The organism is Streptomyces altiplanensis (assembly GCF_053591575.1).
On sequence record NZ_JBSFUB010000039.1, the window covers coordinates 1 to 19649 of the forward strand.

Consider the following 19649-nt stretch of genomic DNA (forward strand, 5'->3'; position numbering starts at 1 on the left):
CGGCGAGTGGCTGTCGCAGAACCGTTCCGGCTCCCCGACAACTCGCAGTACCTTACGGACCGGCGGAGGCCGTGTCAACCCCCGCCGATGGGCCGTCAGTCGAGGTCCGTGAGGCGTCCGCCGGCGTCCGGCTGGGCGTCCTCGACCCGGCGCAGCAGCCGGATCAGCATCTCGCCGAGCGAGCCGCGTTCGTCGGAGGAGAGGTCCTGGAGCAGGTCCTCCTCGAAGCTCGATGCCATCCGCATCGCTTCCAGCCACTTGGCGCGGCCCTCGTCGGTGAGTTCCACGATCACGCGCACGCGGTTGTTCTCGTCGCGGTCCCGGGTCACCAGGCCGTCCGCCGCCATCCGGTCGATGCGGTGGGTCATGGCGGCCGGGGTGAGGCCGAGGCGCTTCGCGAGTTCGCCGGGGCCCAGGCGGTAGGGAGCGCCGGAGACCACGAGGGTCTTGAGGACTTCCCACTCCGTGTTGCTGATGCCGAGTGCGGCGATCTGGCGGCCGTACGCGACGTTCATGCGGCGGTTGAGGCGGCCGAGGGCCGAGACGACCTTCTCCACCTGCGGGTCCAGGTCGCCGTACTCGCGCTGGTAGGCGGCGATCTGTTCGTCGAGGCTCGGCTCCTGGGGGCCGGACGGCTCTTGGGTCTCAGGCATGCCGCGCAGTATGGCACGGAGTCGTTGGCGGTTAAGTCCTTCGGGGTGTACTGTTCAGGCTCTAACTTTATAGTTGAAGTCTTCAGGCTTCAGCTCTTCTCTTTCGAACCTTGAGGCAGGTGAGTGTGACCAGGGCAATGGGCGCCGCGATGCGCCGGATCCAGATGGGGAACGCGCTGAGTGCGTTCGGTATCGGGTTCACCGTTCCGTATCTGTATGTGTACGTCGCGCAAGTGCGGGATCTGGGCGCGAGTACAGCAGGTGTGGTGCTCGCCGTCTTTGCTGTGGCCGCACTCGTCGTCCTGCCCTTCACCGGGCGTGTCATCGACCGGCGCGGGCCGCTGCCCGTGCTGGTCGGCGGTGCGGTCAGTGCCGCCGTCGGCGCTCTGTGCATGGGGCTCGCGAGCACCACACCGATGGTCCTGCTGTCCGCCGCGCTGCTCGGCGCGGGCACGGCGGTCGTGCAGCCGGCGCTCGCCACGATGATCGTGTGGTGCTCGACGCCCACCACCCGTACGCGGGCGTTCGCCATGCAGTTCTTCCTCGCGAACCTGGGTCTCGGCATCGGCGGTCTCATCGGCGGCCAGCTCGTCGACGAGAGCCGGCCCGACAGTTTCCTGCTGCTCTTCAGCATCGAGGCCGTGATGTTCCTGGTGCTGGCGGGGATCGGTGCGAGCGTCCGGCTGCCGCGCTCGGCCGTCATTCCCGGCACCGTGCCGCAGGACGGCTCCGGCTCCAAGGGCGGACTGCGGGCGCTGCTCGGGCACCGGGCGATGGTGCAGCTGTGCGGACTCGGGTTCGTACTGTTCTTCGCCTGCTACGGGCAGTTCGAGTCCGGGCTCGCCGCGTACGGGACCGAGGCGGCCGGGATTCAGCCGTCGACGCTGGGGATCGCCCTCGCGGCCAACACCGCGGTCATCGTGATCGCTCAGTTCGTGGTGCTGCGGCTCGTCGAGCGGCGGCGGCGGTCGCGCGTCATCGCGCTGGTCGGGCTGATCTGGGCCGTCGCGTGGATCGTGGCGGGGTACGCCGGTCTCGGGCACGGCAGCCAGACGATGGCCACGGCCGCGTTCATCTCGACGTACGCCCTCTTCGGGCTCGGCGAGGCGATGCTGTCGCCGACCCTCGCGCCGTTGGTCGCGGACCTGGCGCCGGAGTCGATGGTCGGGCAGTACAACTCGGCCTTCGCACTGGTCAAGCAGCTTGCTCTGGCCGTCGGGCCCGCGGTGGGCGGGCCGATGGGCGCGTCGCTGCACGCGCCGTACATCCTCACCTTCATCGTCTTCTCGCTGGGCATCAGCGTGCTGGCGCTGCGGCTCGGCAGACAGCTGACGGCGGTGCAGGACCGGCCGCTGCCGGCCAGGTCGCGGGTCGTGGCTTCGGGCGTGCCGGTGAAGGATCTCGCCGCGGCCGAGCAGTGAGCCGAGTGGTGAGGTGAAAAGGTGCGGGGCGGGGAGTTTCTTTCCCCGCCCCGCACCTTTCGTGCCTCGGGTGGAGTTCCGGCAGGTCAGGGAAGGGGCGGGAGGGCGAATTCGCACCAGACCGCTTTGCCGCCGCCCTGCGTGCGGCGGCTGCCCCAGGACGAGGCGATCGTCGCGACGATCGAGATGCCGCGGCCCGCTTCGTCCGCCGGTTCGGCGCGGCGGCGGCGCGGCAGGTGGTCGTCGCCGTCCGTCACCTCGATGATCAGGCGGCGGTCCGTGCGGCGCAGGCGCAGGCGCATGGGGGGCGTGCCGTGCTGGAGGGAGTTCGCGACGAGCTCGCTCGCGGCCAGTACGCCCAGGTCGCACAGCTCCACCGGGAAGCGCCAGGAGGCGAGGACTCCGGTGGCGAAGGCGCGGGCGCGGGGGGCCGCCTCTATGCCGCCGAGCAGGTCCAGTGCGGCGTTGTGGAAGAGCTCCGCGTCCGAGCCCGTGCGGGTGGGGTGCTGGAGGACCAGTACCGCCACGTCGTCGTCGTGGTCGGCGGTGACGCCCAGTGCGCGGATCAGGCGGTCGCAGACGACCTGGGGCGTGCCGGTGGCGCCGGACAGGGCGCGTTCCAGGGCGGCGACGCCCTCGTCGATGTCCTCGCGGCGGCGCTCGACGAGGCCGTCCGTATAGAGGACGGCCGTGGAACCCGGCGGGAGGGCGATCGTGCCCGAGGTGTGCATCCAGCCGCCGGTGCCGAGCGGGGGGCCCGTGTGGTCCTCGGCGCGGCGGACCGTGCCGTCCTCGTCGCGGACGAGGATGGGGAGGTGGCCCGCCGACGCGTAGACGAGGCGGCCCTCGTTGGGGTCGTGGACGGCGTACGCGCACGTCGCGATCTGGTTGGCGTCGATCTCGGCGGCCAGGCCGTCCAGGAGCTGCAGGACCTCGTGGGGCGGGAGGTCGAGGCGGGCGTATGCGCGGACCGCCGTGCGGAGCTGGCCCATGACGGCGGCGGCGCGCACCCCGCGGCCCATCACGTCGCCGATGACCAGGGCCGTACGGCCCGCGCCGAGGGTGATCACGTCGTACCAGTCGCCGCCGACCGCCGCGTCCGTACCGCCCGGCTGGTACGTGGCGGCGATGCGCAGGTCGTCGGGCTGTTCCAGCTCCTGGGGGAGGAGCGAGCGCTGGAGGGTCACGGCCGTCTCGCGCAGGCGGCGTTCGCTGGCACGCAGGCGCTCGGCGGCCTCCGCGTGGTCGGTGACGTCGGCGGCGAAGACGAGAACGCCGCCCTCTTTGGCTCCGTGCCCGTCCGCGCCGCCGCCCGGGACCTCGATCGGCGTGCAGGTGATGGTGTACGAGCCGCCCTTGGACACCTTGCGGGACTTGACCGTACGGGGCGTTCCGCTGCGCAGGACCTGGTCCATGAGCGGGAACAGGCCGAGCTCGTCCAGTTCGGGGAGGGCGACGGCGGCGGGGACGCCGGTCTCGCGGGGGCCGAAGACCGCGGCGTAGGCGTCGTTGACGTACGCGACGCGGTGCTCGGGGCCGTACACCAGGGCGACGAGGGCGGGGAGCCGGCCGAGGACCTCGCGGACGGAGAGGTCCGTCAGAGGGTGCGGCGGGGCGTCGCCGGGCGCGTCGGACCCGTCGAGCGCGTCGGATCCGTCGGGTGCCTGCTCGGACTGCCGGCCGTACTCACCGCGGGCCGCCGGGACGGAGCCGCGGTCGGTCCGCGCTGCGGCGCGGCGCTGCGTTCCGGGGAAACGGGCGCTCCAGCGCGTGAAGTTCACTGACTTTCAAGCCTCATGGTGTCGCGGTGCGTGGTGGTGCGTTGCTGACGCCGGGGGCGCCGGGGCTGCCGGGAACTGCTGTGCCGTCACGGCGGGTCACTCTGTGCAGATGTGGGCCCACCTATGGTCACACGTCCAGTGTGACCGACCGCACTGACAACCGTCACTTGGTCTTGGGTGGCTTGCCGCCCGCCGCCAGCTCGAATTCGGCTCGCGGGTGTTCCAGCGAGCCGAGCGAAACGATCTCGCGCTTGAAGAGTCCGGCGAGCGTCCATTCGGCGAGGACCCTGGCCTTGCGGTTGAAGGTCGGCACCCTGCTGAGGTGGTAGGTGCGGTGCATCAGCCAGGCCGGGTAGCCCTTGAGCTTGCGGCCGTAGACGTGCGCGACCCCCCTGTGGAGACCGAGCGAGGCGACGGAACCGACGTATTTGTGCTCGTAGTTCTTCAGCGGTTCGCCGCGCAGCGAGGCCAGGACGTTCTCGGCGAGGACCTTGGCCTGGCGTACGGCGTGCTGGGCGTTGGGAGCGCACTCCTTGCCCTTCTCGGGCGCGGTGAGGTCGGGGACGGCGGCGGCGTCTCCGGCCGTCCAGGCGTGTTCGGTTCCTTCGACCGTGAGCCTGGGGGTGGCGGTGAGGCGGCCGCGTTCGTTCAGCGGCAGGTCGCTCGCGGCGAGGACGGGGTGCGGCTTGACGCCGGCGGTCCACACGACGGTGCGGGTGGGGAAACGGGAGCCGTCGCTGAGGACGGCGACGCGGTCCGCGCAGGAGTCGAGGCGGGTCTCCAGGCGTACGTCGATGTTGCGGCCGCGCAGTTCGCGGATCGCGTACTTGCCCATCTCCTCGCCGACCTCGGGGAGGATCCGCCCGGATGCCTCGACGAGGATCCACTTCATGTCCGCGGGCTTGACGTTGTGGTAGTAGCGGGTGGCGTAGCGGGCCATGTCCTCCAGCTCGCCCAGCGCTTCCACGCCCGCGTAACCGCCGCCGACGAAGACGAAGGTGAGGGCGGCGTCGCGGACGGCCGGGTCGCGGGTGGTGGACGCGATGTCCATCTGCTCGATGACGTGGTTGCGCAGGCCGATGGCCTCTTCGACGGTCTTGAAGCCGATGCCGTAGTCGGCGAGGCCGGGGACCGGGAGGGTGCGGGAGACGGAGCCGGGCGCGAGGACGAGTTCGTCGTACGTGATCTCGATGGCGCCGCTGCCCTCCTCCTCGGTGGCGAGGGTGGTGACGGTCGCGGTGCGCTTGGCGTGGTCGACCGACTTCGCCTCGCCGATGACGATCTTGCACTTGTCCAGGACGCGGCGGAGCGGGACCACGACGTGGCGCGGGGAGATGGAGCCGGCCGCCGCTTCGGGCAGGAACGGCTGGTAGGTCATGTAGGGGTCGGGGGTCACCACGACGACCTCGGCCTCGCCGCTCCTCAGCTTCCGCTGGAGGTGCAGCGCGGTGTACATCCCGACGTAGCCGCCGCCGACAACGAGAATGCGCGCAGGTTCTGTCACTGTCCCATGACGCAACGGGCTCAGGAGTTTGTCCACAGGCCCGGCAAATTGTGTGACCGCAGGTCTTGTGCTCCGTGAGGTGCGGGAATTCCGCTGCGATGCGGAAGGTGCGCAGGTCAGGGGGCGTGAACGGGGCACGGGCGGCGACCGGATCAGGAAGGTTTCGTCCCATACTCCGATCGGGCGGGCGCTCCGGGCGGAACTACCCCCTTCTGAATCTACGCGCGCTCAACTATGTTCGTATCTCGTCGGGGCGGCCGGGTATGCGGTCCCGGCCGACTGTCAGGGCGGGGAGTCTCCGGGGGGAGACATCATTACCGGGGGAACGCTGATGCACATTCAAAACTCTCAATGGCAGGCTGCCGTCACATCCGACGGCAACGGGCGCGCGGGGTCTGGAGGATCTCGTTCCGCGCCGCTGCGTGTGGACGCACAGCGCAATCTTGAGCATGTACTGCGGGCCGCTCGCGAGGTGTTCGGCGAGCTGGGCTACGGGGCGCCGATGGAGGACGTCGCGCGACGGGCCAGGGTCGGGGTCGGGACGGTGTACCGCCGTTTCCCGAGCAAGGACGTGCTGGTGCGCCGAATAGCCGAGGAGGAGACCTCCCGGCTGACCGATCAGGCGCGTACGGCCCTGGGCCAGGAGGACGAGCCGTGGTCGGCGCTGTCCCGCTTCCTGCGCACTTCGGTGGCGTCCGGCGCGGGCCGGCTGCTGCCGCCGCAGGTGCTGCGGGTGGGCGTGGAGGGCGGCGACGGCGGTGAGTCGCCGTCGGCGCGGGACGAGGCGCGGGTGCCGCAGCAGCGGCAGGCCGTGGGGCCGGCGGCGCCGGACCTGCGACTGGTCGAGCCGCGGCCCACGGACGACGGCGGTGCCGGGACGGACGGCCTCGGGAGTGACGACGCGGGTGCCGCGGCGCTGCTGGAGGTCGTGGGGCGGCTCGTGGACCGGGCGCGTGCGGCCGGTGAGCTGCGCGGCGATGTGACGGTGGCCGACGTGCTGCTGGTGATCGCCACGGCTGCGCCTTCGCTGCCGGACGCGGCGCAGCAGGCGGCGGCTTCCGCCCGGCTGCTGGACATCCTGCTGGAAGGCCTGCGGTCCAGGCCCGTGTAGGTGCGTGGGCGTGGGTCCGCGGGTCCGCAGGCCCGTGGGGCCATGTCTCGTGGCTTCGTCGCTTCGTGGGCGTTCGCCCGTCGGTCCGCCTGTTCGCCGGGGGGCGGACGGCTCCGGTCCTTCGGGCGGGGCTTCCCGCCGCGGTCCGGGTGGATTTCCCGGGCCGCGGCGGCTTTTCAGCACGTCCGGCGGGCGGCGCGGCCGGGGCGGGCGGTTGCCCGGTCAGAGTGCGCGGCGCGGGGGGACTCCGCCGGCCACCGCGCGCTGACGGGGGGCCGCCGTGCCCGTCCAGCACGTGCCCCGGCGCGACACCAGGCGGCGCAGCCACAGCTCCGTGGAGACCAGGTCGGCGATCCCGTCGAGCGGTACGGGTTCGCCCTCGGCCGCCGCGCGCAGGGCCTTGCGTACGACACGGGCCTCGATCAGACCCGCGTCGGCCAGCAGTGGCGCGTCGAAGAGCGCGATCAGGTCGCCGACGGCGGCGCGCAGGCCGGCGCGGGCGGCCGCCGCCGAAGAGGCGTGGGACGTGGCGCCCCAGCCGGGCGGCAGGTCCTTGATCCCCGCACCGGACAGGACCGTGCGCAGGATCGCGGCGCGCGCGCCCGGCTGGACGCGCAGGGCTTCGGGGAGGTTGCGGGACGCCCGTACGACCTGGTTGTCGAGGAAGGGCGCGTGCAGACGCTGGCTGCGGACCTCCGCGGCCTGCTCGAAGACCCGGTGGTCGGCGGCGGCGCGGGCCAGGGCGGCCCGCGCGCGGGCCTCACCGGGGCGCTGCACGGACGTGGGTCTGGTCGCCGCCCCCTGGAGGCGAACCGATACTTCAGCCAGCGCCTCACCCGTCAGCCAGCGTGCGGCCGGCCCCGGCCTGCTCCAGGCGAGGGCGGCCAGTGAGGCGTCCAGCGCGCTGCCCGCGCCGCCGTTTCCCCCGCCCCTGGCGCCCGGTTCGTCGAAGCGGCGCTCCATGAGGCGGCCCGCCGTCTCCTCGATGCCCGCGCGGTACGGCGTACGGGCGAGGCGGCGGGCGGCGCGGTAGACGGTCAGCGGGACGAAGAGCGAGTGGGCGGAGGGTCCTTCGACCTTGGCCAGCGCGGTGACGGGGCGCAGCATGTCGCGCCGTCTGCGGTCCATGAGCAGGTCGGCGAGGCGGGCCGGGTGGGCGTCGAGGACCTGGCGGGCACCGTGCCCCGTGAAGTGGTCGGCGCTGCCGGCGGCGAGACGGCGGCGGTGGCGCTCGGCGGTGACCAGGGACGGACCCGGTTCGTCGGTGAGCGGGCCGCTGCCCAGATCGGCGTACGGAAGGGCCTCTTCACCGGCGGCGACGACCACGTGGTGCAGGCGGGGGTTGGCGGCGATGGCACCGGCCCGCTCCAACTCCGCCTTGTTCCCCCGGTCTTCGGCGGTCAGGTCGTTGAAGGTGACGGCGAGCAGCCGCTCCCCCGCGCCCGTGCCGTGGCCCAGGACCGTGCCGGGCAGCCCCGGCAGGCCCGCGGCCAGCAGGGCGAGGGTGGCGGAGGCGCTGCCGCCGGAGAGGTCGGCGCCGATGCCGGGGACGGGCGCGCCGCGGGCGGCCCGGCGCTCGGCGGGGCCCATGCCGGGGACGGGACCCGGGTCGGGCGGCAGGGTCTCGGGGGCGTGGCGCGGTGCGGTGAGCCTGGCCCGTACCGCTTCGACCAGGGCGTCGCGTACGCCGTCGACCGCGCGCTCCGGGTCGAGCTGGGGCGCGGCGACGGCGAGGGAGGCCACCGGTTCGTAGCCGGTGATCTCGCGCGAGCCCTCGCGCAGGACGAGGGCGTGCCCCGGCGGGATGCGCCGTACGCCTGCGTACGGCGTGCCGTCGCGCAGCGCCTCGGGGACGTCGGGGCAGGCGAGCAGCGCCGCGAGGTGGCCGATGTCGAGCTGTGCCTCGATGAGGTCGGCGAGTGGGAGCGCGGCGGTGGCGTACGCGGTGCCATTGGCCCAGGGCGTGTAGAAGACGGGCCGGGCACCTGCCAGGTCACCGGCCACGGTGACGCGCCGGCCGACCTGGACGACGGCGGTGTAACTGCCGGACCACGCGGTCAGGTGCCGCAGTGCGCCGCCGCGCGCCGCGAAGAGGCCGACGCGCAGTTCTTCGTCGGACGCGCCGCAGCAGCCGAGGACGGCGATCCGGGTGAAGGCGTCGACGCTGAGGGTGCGGACCTCGTCGGGGCGCCAGTCCCCGACGGCCCACAGGGGGTCGGGGTCACCCCACAGGAGCTGGGCGCCGACCGGGTGCACGGTGAGGGATTCGTGGTCGGAGAAGGCGGAGGAGCCCGGAGAGCCGGAGGAAGGGGTGGCGCCGGCCGTGCCGACCGCGCCCACCGTCCCGAAGCTGGCGGCGACACTGCTCCACCCCACCAACCATCGCATCGCCGCCTCCACAGGCTGTGGACAACCAAACGCACGTACCGAAGCAGCCTCGAGAAACAACTGCGAGAAGTAGCTTCGGGACCATGCTGCCACGACAACGGCGTACGAGAGGGGCTGTGGAAGGCGTGCGGGCAAGACAATGCGCCCGCTGCGCGCAGGACTTCGGCCGGTTTGGGCGACAGGCGCCATTCGGCCATTCTGCGGGCGCGGCGCAGCCACGGGTGAACGCACGGTCCGGGAGGCGCTGTTCGCCTCCCGGACCGGTCCGCCACCCGCGGGGATGAAGGCGGCGGTGTCCCCCAGCCCGCTGGATCCAGTGCAGCGGGCCGACCCACGCGACTCCCATGGAAGCGGCTCCGGCACGAGCCCGACGAGAGCGCACGGGCGGGCGCACGGCCACACGCACGGAGCACGGGGCGGGGCACGGGCGTTCGTGTAACTACACGAATCTCGCCATACGGAACACCGCCCCTTAACGGTCGGGATGCGGAGAACTACGCTGGGTTTACTGATGTCCTGCGCGGGCCGCATATTCCGGCTGGGCTGGCCGCGCGCTCGTGCGGGCAGTAAGGCCGGGAATGTCCCGGCGGACGGCCGTCTGTGGCGAGGGGTGGCGCATGTCCAGGGAACAACGCGGGCCGAACGAAAAGCTCGGCACGGTTCTCGCCCTCGCGGGAATCAGCAACGCCGGCCTGGCGAGGCGGGTCAACGATCTCGGGTCGCAACGCGGCCTGACACTTCGTTACGACAAGACGTCGGTGGCCAGGTGGGTGTCCAAGGGCATGGTGCCGCAGGGCGCCGCGCCCCATCTGATCGCCGCCGCCATCGGCGCCAAGCTCGGCCGCCCCGTGCCGCTGCACGAGATCGGCCTGGCGGACGCCGACCCGGCGCCGGAGGTCGGCCTGGCCTTTCCGCGCGACGTGTCGGCCGCGGTGCGGTCGGCGACCGAGCTGTACCGGCTGGACCTGGCGGGCAGGCGGGCGGGCGGCGGCGGCATCTGGCAGTCGCTGGCCGGTTCGTTCGCGGTGAGCGCGTACGCCACACCCGCGTCCCGGTGGCTGATAACACCCGCCGACTCGTCGGTCGCGCGGGACTCCACGGCGACGTCGCCCAGCGAGCCGGCGTCCGACGCGACGCCGCTGCGGGTGGGGCACGCGGATGTGGCCAAGCTGCGGGAGGCGGCGGAGGACGCGCGGCGCTGGGACTCCAAGTACGGGGGCGGGGACTGGCGTTCGTCGATGGTCCCGGAGTGCTTACGGGTGGACGCGGCGCCGCTGCTCCTCGGCTCGTACAGCGACGACGTCGGCCGTTCGCTCTTCGGCGCCACGTCCGAACTGACCAGGCTGGCCGGGTGGATGGCCTTCGACACCGGGCAGCAGGAGGCCGCCCAGCGGTACTACATCCAGGCGCTGAGGCTCGCCCGCGCGGCGGCCGACGTGCCGCTGGGCGGGTACGTCCTGGCGTCGATGTCGCTCCAGGCGACCTACCGGGGCTTCGCCGACGAGGGCGTGGACCTCGCACAGGCCGCCCTGGAGCGGAACCGGGGCCTGGCGACCGCCCGCACCATGAGCTTCTTCCGGCTCGTGGAGGCGCGGGCGCACGCGAAGGCGGGTGACGCGCAGGCGGCGGGGGCCGCGCTGAGGGCGGCCGAGGGGTGGCTGGAGCGGGCGCGGGAGGGCGATCCGGACCCGTCCTGGCTGGGCTTCTACTCGTACGACAGGTTCGCGGCCGACGCGGCGGAGTGCTACCGCGACCTGAAGGCGCCCCGGCAGGTGCGGCGGTTCACGGAGCAGGCGCTGTCGCGGCCGACGGAGGAGTTCGTGCGCTCGCACGGCCTGCGCCTGGTGGTGTCGGCCGTCGCCGAACTGGAGTCGGGGAACCTGGACGCGGCGTGCGCGGCGGGTACGCGGGCGGTGGAGGTCGCGGGGCGGATCTCGTCGGCGCGGACGACCGAGTACGTACGGGACCTGCTGCACCGGCTGGAGCCGTACGGCGACGAGCCGCGGGTCGCGGAGCTGCGGGAGCGGGCACGGCCACTGCTGGTGGCACCGGCGTAGGGACGGGCGCGGAAGCAGGGGCAGGCTCAGGGGCAGGGGGACAGGGCTCAGGGGCGGCTCCGGCGGTGGTTTGAAGGCGCTGTCAGTGGGTCAGTGCATCATCGGGACTCCGGGGCGCTCTCCGGGAGGACACGGACCCGGACACGGCCGTGGTGGGAGGTGAAGCGATGCCGTACGACCGCTATGGCCGTTACGACTGCGACGTGCTGGTGATCGGCGCGGGAATCGTCGGTCTCTCGGCGGCGTACGCCGTCACGCGCGCCGCGCCGGGCACGCGCGTGACGGTGCTGGAGAAGGAGCGGGGCCCGGCCCTGCACCAGACCGGGCGCAACAGCGGCGTCATTCACAGCGGCATCTACTACCGGCCGGGCTCGCTCAAGGCCCGGTACGCGGTGCGGGGCGCGGCCGAGATGATCAAGTTCTGCGCGGAGTACGGCATCGCGCACGAGGTGACGGGCAAGCTGATCGTCGCGACGGAGCGGGCGGAACTGCCGCGGCTGCACGCCCTGGTGCAGCGCGGCCGGGAGAACGGCATTCCGGTGCGGGAGCTCGGCCCCGCCCAGATAGCGGAGTACGAGCCGAAGATACGGGGCCTGGCCGCGATCCAGGTGGCCACGACCGGTGTGTGCGACTTCGGGGCGGTCGCGGCGCAGCTCGCGGAGAGCCTGAGCACGTCGGGCGCGGAGATCCGGTACGGCGCGGAGGTGACCGTCGTCGACCGGCGCCCCTGGGGTGTCGCCGTGCGGACGGCGGACGGGACGGTGGTGCGGGCGCGGGTCCTGGTGAACTGCGCGGGGCTGCACTGCGACCGGGTGGCGCGGCTGGCGGGTGACGACCCGGGGGTGCGGATCGTCCCGTTCCGGGGGGAGTACTACGAGCTGGCCCGGCCGGAGCTGGTGCGCGGCCTGGTCTACCCGGTGCCTGATCCGGCGTTCCCCTTCCTGGGGGTGCATCTGACGCGGGGCATCGACGGCGGCGTGCACGTCGGCCCGAACGCGGTGCCGGCGCTGGCGCGGGAGGGGTACGCCTGGTCGGTGGTACGGCCGCGCGAACTGGCCGGGACGCTCGGCTGGCCGGGCTCCTGGCGGACAGCGCGGCGCCACTGGCGGTACGGCGCGGGTGAGCTGCACCGCTCGGTGTCGAAGCGCGCCTTCACGGAGGCGGTGCGGCGGCTGCTGCCGGAGGTCACGGAGGCGGATCTGCGGGCGGCGCCGGCGGGGGTGCGGGCGCAGGCGGTGCTGCGGGACGGGACGCTGGTCGACGACTTCCTGATCCGGGAGGCGCCGCGCACGATCCATGTCCTGAACGCCCCGTCCCCGGCGGCGACCGCCTCGCTCCCGATCGGCAGGCGGGTGGCACGGCGGGCGCTGGGAGCGCTGGAGGCGCTGGGGGCGAGGTAGGCCGCCGCCCTCCGGGGCTGCCGGGCTTTTCTCCTCCTGTTCGTCGCGCCGTAGAATCGGGGCATTGTGTCTGAGTCCTCCAGCGTCCGTCCCGGCGCCGCCCACCACGTCTCCCCCTTCCACCGAGCGAAGGGCGAGCCCCGCTTCCCCGGCGGTCCCGCGCCCGACCCCGCCGGATCGCACCACGAGCGGCGGATCCGCAGCTTCCAGCCGCGGCGCAGCCGGGTGACCACGGGGCAGGCCGAAGCGCTGGAGCGGCTCTGGCCCCAGTGGGGCCTGGACATCGACGGGCAGCGCGTCCTCGACCTCGACGAGCTCTTCGGCGGCCGTGGAATGCCGGTCGTGCTGGAGATCGGGTTCGGGATGGGTGAGGCCACCGCGCAGATGGCCGCCGAAGACCCCGGCACCGGCATCCTCGCCGTCGACGTGCACACCCCCGGGCAGGGCAACCTGCTCGGTCTCGCCGAGCGCGCCGGCCTCACCAACGTCCGGGTGGCCAACGGCGACGCGATCATCCTGCTCCGCGAGATGCTGCCGCCCGCCTCCCTCGCCGGGCTGCGCGTCTACTTCCCCGACCCGTGGCCGAAGAAGCGCCACCACAAGCGGCGCCTCATCCAGCCCGAGTTCCTCTCCCTCGCCGCGCCCAGCCTCGCGCCCGGCGCGCTCCTGCACTGCGCGACCGACTGGGAGCCGTACGCCGAGCAGATGCTGGAAGTGCTCACCGCGCACCCCGGCTTCGAGAACACCGTGCCGGACGGCGGTTACGCGCCCAGGCCCGGATTCCGGCCGCTCACCCGCTTCGAGGGGCAGGGGCTCGACAAGGGCCATGTCGTGCACGACCTGTTGTTCCGCCGCAAGTAGAACCCGCGGCCAGAACCCACGGGCAGAGTCCCTGGGCATCGCCGGCTGTCAGTACCTCTCGTTAGGGTCGTCGGGTGTACGAGTCGCCTCCGCACCCCCGGCACCACCCGGCGGTCCCGGACTGTGAGCAGCAGCCGCAGTTCACCGCCGTACCGCCGCCTGCGCACTGGCGCTACAAGCCGCGCCGCGCCTGGTGGCGTGCCAGGGCGGTGCGCGCGGGCGCGGTGATCACGCTGCTCGCGCTCTGCGCCCTGGTGATCCTGGCGATCGTCCGCGACCAGACCGGCACCCAGGGCTTCCTGGTCGGCCTGGGGCTGGCGGTACTGCCGGTGCCGCTGCTGGCCGCCGCGTTCCGCTGGCTGGACCGGGTGGAGCCCGAACCCTGGCGGAACCTCGTCTTCGCCTTCGCCTGGGGCGCGTTCGCCGCGGCCCTCGTCGCGATCATCGCGAACAGTTTCGCGACCCGCTGGATAGCCACGGCCACCGCCGATCCGGCGGGGGCCGAATCCCTCGGCGCGACGGTGATAGCCCCGGTCGTCGAGGAGAGCGCGAAGGCGGCGGCGATACTGCTGATCTTCCTTTTCCGCAGACGGGACTTCACCGGGATCGTCGACGGAGTGGTCGTCGCCGGCTTCACGGCGACCGGCTTCGCCTTCACCGAGAACATCCTCTATCTCGGCAACGCCTTCGGTGAGGACCAGGCGGCGGGCGCCTCCGGCCTCGCCTCGGTGACCGCGGCGACCTTCTTCGTACGCATCGTGATGTCGCCGTTCGCGCACCCGCTGTTCACGGTGCTGACGGGCATCGGCTTCGGGCTCGCCGCGCTCGCGCCGCAGCGGCGCCCGGGCCGGTGGCGGCGGATCGCGCTGCCGCTGCTCGGTCTGGTGCTCGCCATGGGCGTGCACGCCCTGTGGAACGGCTCCGCGGCCTTCGGGACGTACGGCTTCTACGCGGTGTACGCCGCCTTCATGGTCCCCGCCTTCGCGCTGCTGACCTGGCTGGTGATCTGGACGCGCCAGCGCGAGCTGCGCACGATCGCCGCCGAACTGCCCGCCTACGCCGCCGCCGGCTGGCTGCGGCCGGCCGAGCCGTCCGCGCTCGCCTCGATGCGGGCCCGTTCGCTGGCACGGGGCGCGGCGGCGCGCGCGTACGGAAGCAGTCCGTACGGAAGCCGGGCGGCATCCGGCGGGCGGGCCGCGTCCCGGGCCGCCGCCCGTGCCGTCGCCGAGTACGAGGTCTTCGCGACGTCCCTGGCCTTCCTGCGCCACCGGGCCCACCGCGGCGCGGTGGGCCCGGACTTCACCGCACGCGAGCAGGAGCTGCTGCACCACCTGTGGCAGCGCAGGGACGTGGCCGGGCCGGCCCTGGAGTACGCGGCGCGGGCGACAGGCCGGGTGTGGGCCCCGCCACCGCCCCCGTGGCAGCCCCAGCCGTACCCGCGGCCGTCGCCGGCGCCGTGGTACGGACCGCCGCCCCAGCGCTCCGCCCCTCACCGGGACCACGCCGTCCACAACCCGTACCGGCAGCAGCAGCGGTAACAGAGCCGGCAGCCCTGGCGACGGGGGGTGTGTGCCAGGACTGCCGGGGATCGGGGGGAACCGCGGGAAACACCGTCAGACCGTGAGGCCCTTGTCCCGCAGCCACGCGGCCGGGTCGATACCGGCGCCGCCGGGCGTGTGCACTTCGAGGTGCAGGTGGTCTCCCGTCACATTGCCGGTGGCGCCCACGCGGCCGATGACGTCGCCCGTTCCGACCTCTCCGGAGGTGACGGTCATCGAGGAGAGGTGGCAGTACCAGATCTCCGTGCCGTCCGGGAGCTCCAGGACGATGCGGTAGCCGTACGCGCCCGACCAGCCCGCCGACTTGATGGTGCCGCCGTGCACGGCCTTGAGCGGCGTGCCCTTCGGGGCGGCGAAGTCCAGGCCGGTGTGGTGGCCGGAGGACCACATCGAGCCGGACTGGCCGTAGGTGGAGGTGAGCGTGTACGACGAGAGCGGCATCGAGTAGCTGGCGGCCAGCTTGGCGAGCCGCTCCTGCTCGGCCTTGCGCGCGGCCTCTTCCTCCGCCTTCCGCTTCTCCTCCTCGGCCTTCCGCTTCTCCTCCTCGGCCTTGGCCTCCGCCGCGCTCTGCTGCTCGGCAGCCTCGGCCGCGGCCTGCTCGGCGGCCTTCGCCTCGGCGGCCACCTTGGCCTCGGTGTCGGCGGCGTCCTGCTGCTGCTCGGCCTGCTGGAGGATGCGGGCGCGCAGTGCCTCGCCCGCGTCGGTGGTGCCCTGCTGCGCGTCGGCGGTGGAGACGCCCGCGGTGGTGAGCGGGGCGGCGGCCAGGATCGCCTGGCCCGCCGTGCCTGTACCCGCCTGGCCGCCGGAGCCCGAGCCGGAGTCCGAGTCGTCGGACATCAAGGCGCCTATGCCGGGAAGGGACTTGGCGTCGGGCAGCGAGTCCGCGATCGCGTCGGGAAGGGAGATCGAGACGGCCGGCTTGTCCTGCGCGGTGGCTATGCCCCCCGCACCGACCGCGGCGATGACGCCGACGCCGAGAACGGTGGAACTACGGCCGATTCCACCGCGCTGCTTGGCGACGCGATGACGGCCGCGCACGGGACGGATGGACTCCTCGGTGGGATTCCACTCTTCCCAGGTTCCCTCCGCGCCACCGGGAATGGCGGCGGCGTTCGGTACGTTCGGTACCTCGTACCCGTAAGAGGGCAGGGTGGCTTCGGGGGCAGGCCTGTTGGACGCCACGGAGGCGTGCTCCTTTCCTTCCTTCTCGCCTACCGGGTTAGCTGACGGGTTCGGAGCAGGAAGGTCTCCTACGGGCTCCTCGTAGGTACGAAGGAGTCCGATTCACCCCAAGGAACGTGGTTCCCCGGTTCCCTTGCGGAATTCGGCGCGTGCGCACGGTGTCGCCTCTTGCGACGACTGGGACGACCGCGCTGCGTTATCGAACGTTAATAGACACCAGGTCCGCTTTCCAAGCTGTTCCAGTTGATCGTTAACGATATTGGCCTGAACCAATCACCACACAAGTGGTCACAGTAGGGCGAGTTGACCTGCCCCCGATCGGCACTCTGAAACCTCGTCTTCATGACGGTTCGTCAATTGTTATGCGCAGTGGTGTCTTACGACTACACAGCGTCGTGGGCCTAGTTTCGTCACCATGGTTGTCAACAGCACGCGGTCCGTGGCCGGCCGCTACCGCGAGTTCTCCGCACAGCAGGCGCACGGCGTCTCCCCCGTCTACGCCGAACTCACCGCCCGCATCAGCGAGGACGAGGACCTCTGCGCCCTCATCGCCGCCCTGCCGCCCGGCAACAAGCAGCAGCCCAATCTCCTCCTCGCGGCCGTCCGCTTCCTCGGCGGTCCCTACGAGCGGTGGGCGCCCTTCCGCGCCTGGACCCTGGCCCACTGGGACGCCGTACGCGCCGTCGTGCTGACCCGCTTCACCCAGACCAACGAGCCCGCCCGCTGCGCCACCCTGCTGCCCCTCCTCGCCGCGCTCCCGCAGCCCCTCGCCCTCATCGAGGTCGGCGCCTCCGCCGGCCTGTGCCTCCACCCCGACCGCTACGCCTACCGCTACGACGGCGGCGCCGTCCTGGGCTCCTCCCCCGTCACCTTCGACTGCCGCACGGAGGGCCCCGCGCCCCTGCCCACCGCGCTGCCCGGCATCGCCTGGCGCGCCGGCATCGACCTCAACCCCCTCGACACCACCGACGAGGACGACGTCCGCTGGCTCCAGTCACTGATCTGGCCTGGCCGCGCGGAGCGCCCGCGTCAGCAGCTCGCCGCCATCGAGGCCGTACGTACGGCGCCCCGCCCCCGCATCGTCCGCGGCGACCTCGTCGACGAACTCCCGGCGCTGGCCGCCGAAGCCCCGGCGGACGCCACCCTGGTCGTCTTCCACACCGCCGTACTGACCTACCTGCCGCTCGCCCGCCGCGAGGAGTTCGCCGCGCTCGTCCGCGAGCTGCCGGGCCACTGGATCTCCAACGAGCACCACACCGTGCTGCCCTGGCTCGACGCCCCCGCCCCCGACGACGAGCACCTGCTCACCCTCGCCCTCGACGAGCGCGCGGTCGCCTTCACTGCTCCGCACGGTCAGAGTCTCCACTGGTTCGGTGCGACGAGTGCGACGAGTGCGCCGGACGCGCCGGGCGCGACGGGTATGACGGGTGTGACGCCACCCGCCTGACCAGGCTCACGGTCCGGCGGCGGTCCGGCTGCCCCTCGGCGGGCCGTGCGACCGCCAGCAGGGCCATGTCGTCCGTGGCGGCCCCGTGCGTGTGCAGCCGTACGTCGTCGGTGATCGCGTCCAGCAGTTCCTCGGGGCCCGGGAAGATCCGCCCGCGCAGCCGCGCGGGCGGATCGTAGAAGACGCCGGCGGCGTTCCTGGCCTCGGAGAGGCCGTCGGTGAAGAGCAGCAGCGTGGCGCCCGGCGGGAACGCGCGCTCCTGGGCCCGGTCGGGCCAGGTCCCCAGCTCGCCCATCCCCAGCGGCAGCGCGGCCTCGTCCGGCACGATCTCCGTGAGAGCCCCGTCGGCGTACAGCATGAGCGGCTCCGGATGGCCGCGGTTGACCAGCCGCACGACACCCCGGCCGCGCGGGATCTCGGCGAGTACGGCGGTCGTGAACCCCTCGAAGGCGTCGAGCCCGTCCCGCCGCGCGCCCTCCCGCATGAGCGCCCGCTCCAGCCGCTGCACGACGCCTTCGAGCGACCTCTCCTGCTCGGCGGCCTCCCGGAACGCCCCGATGACGACGGCCACCGCCTCCACCGCCTCGAGGCCCTTCCCGCGTACGTCGCCGACCACCAGCCGTACTCCGGCCGGTGTGTCCTGCACGGCGAAGAGGTCCCCGCCGATGAACGCGTCCGCCTGCGCGGCCTCGTACCGCGCCGCGACGTGCAGGCCGGCGATCCGGGCGGGGGGCGTGGGGATCACGGCGCGCTGGGCCGCCTCGGCGATGGTGCGGGCGGAGGCGAGCTGCTCCCCGCTGCGGCGTACGACGCGGTTGATGACCAGCGCGAGGACGGCGACGGTGACGACGGTGACCAGTTCGGTCACGGACTCGATCTCGGTCGAGGTGCCGTTGTACAGGTGCAGCCCCACGACGGCGGCGACCGCGGCGCCACCGGCCAGGAGCGTGTTGTGCAGGGAGAAGAACGGCGCGGCGATCAGCGGGGCGGCGGCGAAGAGCGGTGCCGCGGTGAAGTGCGGCGGCGTGACGACGTCGAAGACGAGCCCGCCGACGATCAGCAGCGCCGGCAGGGCCCGGAGGAAGTGCCGGGCCGCCCCCACGGCGTCGACGCCCGCTCCGCCTTGCTTCCCCACCTGTGGTCTCCCGCTCGCTCCGCATCCGCGTGCGGACGGTACCGTGCCCGGCCCAGGCTGGCCGTAGCCGCGCCGCACGGCCGTCCGGGGGCAGCCGACCGGGGGACGGCGGCGCCTCGTGCGAGCCGCGAACGACGAAGGTCCGGATCTCTTCCGAGATCCGGACCTTCGTCTTCTTCTTCAGTAGCGGGGACAGGATTTGAACCTGCGACCTCTGGGTTATGAGCCCAGCGAGCTACCGAGCTGCTCCACCCCGCGTCGTTGAACCCAACTCTACGCCATTCGGGGACCGGCTCCGACCATTTACGCCTGCGCGGCGATCACCCGTGCGGCGATCACCCGCGCGCGCCATCTCGGCGACCCCACGGCTCCACGCCACGTCCAGCGCCCGGAACTCGTCTCCCACGGACACCTGCCCGTCCGCCCCGAACCCGATCCCGCCGGTCTCCGCCTGCCGCAGCGACGCGGGCACGGCCTCGACCAGCGTGCCGGCCCCGAAGGGCGGCCAGGTCCCGGGCAGTACGGCCTGCAAGCAGCGCGCGATGCCCGACTTGCCCGAGCTGGAACCACCGTTGAGGACGATCACCCGGACTGTCACGGCGTCACTGTGACGACCGCGCCCAACCCCTGCCCGGGCGATGGGCGTTGTCCGCCGGCGCTACTCGGCGACCTCCGTCCGCTCCCACCACTCGTAGACGGTCAGCCGTCCTTCGTCACTGTCCTGGTGCCTCGTCGTGACTTTGAAGTGTTCGTACCCGCCGCGGTGCGGAATCTTCAGTTCCTGCCCGGGAGGAGTGATCGGGACGATCCGCTCGCGCAGATCCTCCGGGCCGCCTTCGAGGAGTGCCTTGTCCGTCATGCCCCCAGTCTTCCCAGGCACGAGCCGGCGCGCACCCGGACGCGCCCGGGGCCGAAGACACGAAAGCGCCCCGGCCGGGACGGGCCCGGCGGGGCGCTGACGTGCAGACCGGCCGGGATTCCCGGCCGCCTGGGGCGGTAGGCCGTGTGGGACTCGAACCCACAACCAACGGATTAAAAGTCCGCTGCTCTGCCAATTGAGCTAACGGCCCTCGGCGCGTCACCCCCGAGCATAGCCGCAGCAAGCCCGGCAGCCGATCGGGTATCGGTCGCCGGGCCCGTCGGAGTCTGC

The 19649-nt window shown here is 72.8% G+C and carries 14 protein-coding genes, 2 tRNA genes, 1 pseudogene and 1 riboswitch; of the genes and pseudogenes, 7 read left to right on the forward strand and 10 right to left on the reverse strand.

Translation table 11 applies throughout. The annotated features are described in order from the left end of the window. Window positions 1-95: 95 nt before the first annotated feature. The gene (locus ACWD0Y_RS18595; RefSeq protein WP_450261427.1) at window positions 96-653 is read right to left on the reverse strand and encodes a MarR family winged helix-turn-helix transcriptional regulator; all 558 of its coding nucleotides are present in this window, start codon (window positions 651-653) and stop codon (window positions 96-98) included. A 137-nt stretch (window positions 654-790) separates the two neighbouring features. Between ACWD0Y_RS18595 and ACWD0Y_RS18600 the strand changes: the two genes are divergently transcribed. Beyond that, window positions 791-2074, forward strand: a complete 1284-nt coding sequence (locus ACWD0Y_RS18600; protein ID WP_450261469.1) for an MFS transporter — start codon at window positions 791-793, stop codon at window positions 2072-2074. 86 nt (window positions 2075-2160) lie between these two features. Here ACWD0Y_RS18600 and ACWD0Y_RS18605 read toward each other — a convergent pair whose 3' ends face one another. Both ACWD0Y_RS18605 and ACWD0Y_RS18610 read right to left on the reverse strand, forming a co-directional pair. Further along, a complete protein-coding gene (locus ACWD0Y_RS18605; RefSeq protein WP_450261428.1) occupies window positions 2161-3855 on the reverse strand; it encodes an ATP-binding SpoIIE family protein phosphatase in 1695 nt (564 codons plus the stop codon). A 163-nt stretch (window positions 3856-4018) separates the two neighbouring features. Next, window positions 4019-5359 (reverse strand): NAD(P)/FAD-dependent oxidoreductase, encoded by a 1341-nt coding sequence (locus ACWD0Y_RS18610; protein ID WP_450261429.1) that lies wholly within the window; start codon window positions 5357-5359, stop codon window positions 4019-4021. Window positions 5360-5690: 331 nt separating this feature from the next. Between ACWD0Y_RS18610 and ACWD0Y_RS18615 the strand changes: the two genes are divergently transcribed. After that, window positions 5691-6470, forward strand: coding sequence for a TetR/AcrR family transcriptional regulator (locus ACWD0Y_RS18615; protein ID WP_450261430.1), 780 nt, complete (start codon window positions 5691-5693; stop codon window positions 6468-6470). 222 nt (window positions 6471-6692) lie between these two features. On the opposite strand, the gene ACWD0Y_RS18620 is transcribed toward ACWD0Y_RS18615, so the two are convergent. Next, window positions 6693-8858, reverse strand: coding sequence for an asparagine synthase-related protein (locus tag ACWD0Y_RS18620; protein ID WP_450261431.1), 2166 nt, complete (start codon window positions 8856-8858; stop codon window positions 6693-6695). Between the two features lie 617 nt (window positions 8859-9475). On the opposite strand from ACWD0Y_RS18620, the gene ACWD0Y_RS18625 reads away from it, so the two are divergent. From ACWD0Y_RS18625 to ACWD0Y_RS18640, 4 genes are all read left to right on the forward strand, one after another. Continuing rightward, window positions 9476-10915, forward strand: a complete 1440-nt coding sequence (locus ACWD0Y_RS18625) for an MFS transporter (protein ID WP_450261432.1) — start codon at window positions 9476-9478, stop codon at window positions 10913-10915. 167 nt (window positions 10916-11082) lie between these two features. After that, complete coding sequence (lhgO, locus tag ACWD0Y_RS18630; protein WP_450261433.1) at window positions 11083-12315, forward strand: L-2-hydroxyglutarate oxidase; 1233 nt, start codon at window positions 11083-11085, stop codon at window positions 12313-12315. 66 nt (window positions 12316-12381) lie between these two features. Then, on the forward strand, window positions 12382-13176 hold the full coding sequence (trmB, locus tag ACWD0Y_RS18635) for a tRNA (guanosine(46)-N7)-methyltransferase TrmB (RefSeq protein ID WP_450261434.1): 795 nt from the start codon (window positions 12382-12384) through the stop codon (window positions 13174-13176). Between the two features lie 74 nt (window positions 13177-13250). Beyond that, the gene (locus ACWD0Y_RS18640; protein WP_450261435.1) at window positions 13251-14714 is read left to right on the forward strand and encodes a PrsW family intramembrane metalloprotease; all 1464 of its coding nucleotides are present in this window, start codon (window positions 13251-13253) and stop codon (window positions 14712-14714) included. Window positions 14715-14789: 75 nt separating this feature from the next. Here the strand turns inward: ACWD0Y_RS18640 and ACWD0Y_RS18645 are convergent, their stop codons facing one another. Further along, the gene (locus ACWD0Y_RS18645) at window positions 14790-15917 is read right to left on the reverse strand and encodes a M23 family metallopeptidase (protein WP_450261436.1); all 1128 of its coding nucleotides are present in this window, start codon (window positions 15915-15917) and stop codon (window positions 14790-14792) included. An 11-nt stretch (window positions 15918-15928) separates the two neighbouring features. Then, window positions 15929-16075: riboswitch (cyclic di-AMP (ydaO/yuaA leader) on the reverse strand. 257 nt (window positions 16076-16332) lie between these two features. On the opposite strand from ACWD0Y_RS18645, the gene ACWD0Y_RS18650 reads away from it, so the two are divergent. Beyond that, window positions 16333-17364: a DUF2332 domain-containing protein gene (locus tag ACWD0Y_RS18650; protein WP_450261437.1), complete on the forward strand. Its 1032-nt coding sequence runs from the start codon at window positions 16333-16335 to the stop codon at window positions 17362-17364. Here the strand turns inward: ACWD0Y_RS18650 and ACWD0Y_RS18655 are convergent. The 5 genes and pseudogenes from ACWD0Y_RS18655 to ACWD0Y_RS18675 form a co-directional block, all read right to left on the reverse strand. Next, window positions 17255-18499, reverse strand: a complete 1245-nt coding sequence (locus tag ACWD0Y_RS18655) for a PP2C family protein-serine/threonine phosphatase (RefSeq protein WP_450261438.1) — start codon at window positions 18497-18499, stop codon at window positions 17255-17257. The genes ACWD0Y_RS18650 and ACWD0Y_RS18655 overlap by 110 nt on opposite strands. Before the next feature lie 184 nt (window positions 18500-18683). Beyond that, window positions 18684-18757 (reverse strand) — tRNA-Met (locus ACWD0Y_RS18660). Window positions 18758-18830: 73 nt separating this feature from the next. After that, window positions 18831-19097, reverse strand: a pseudogene (locus ACWD0Y_RS18665) (phosphotransferase-like protein); the annotation flags it as partial. 60 nt (window positions 19098-19157) lie between these two features. Continuing rightward, the gene (locus ACWD0Y_RS18670) at window positions 19158-19358 is read right to left on the reverse strand and encodes a DUF5988 family protein (protein WP_450261439.1); all 201 of its coding nucleotides are present in this window, start codon (window positions 19356-19358) and stop codon (window positions 19158-19160) included. Between the two features lie 138 nt (window positions 19359-19496). Beyond that, window positions 19497-19569: transfer RNA gene (locus tag ACWD0Y_RS18675), tRNA-Lys, on the reverse strand. Window positions 19570-19649: the final 80 nt, after the last annotated feature.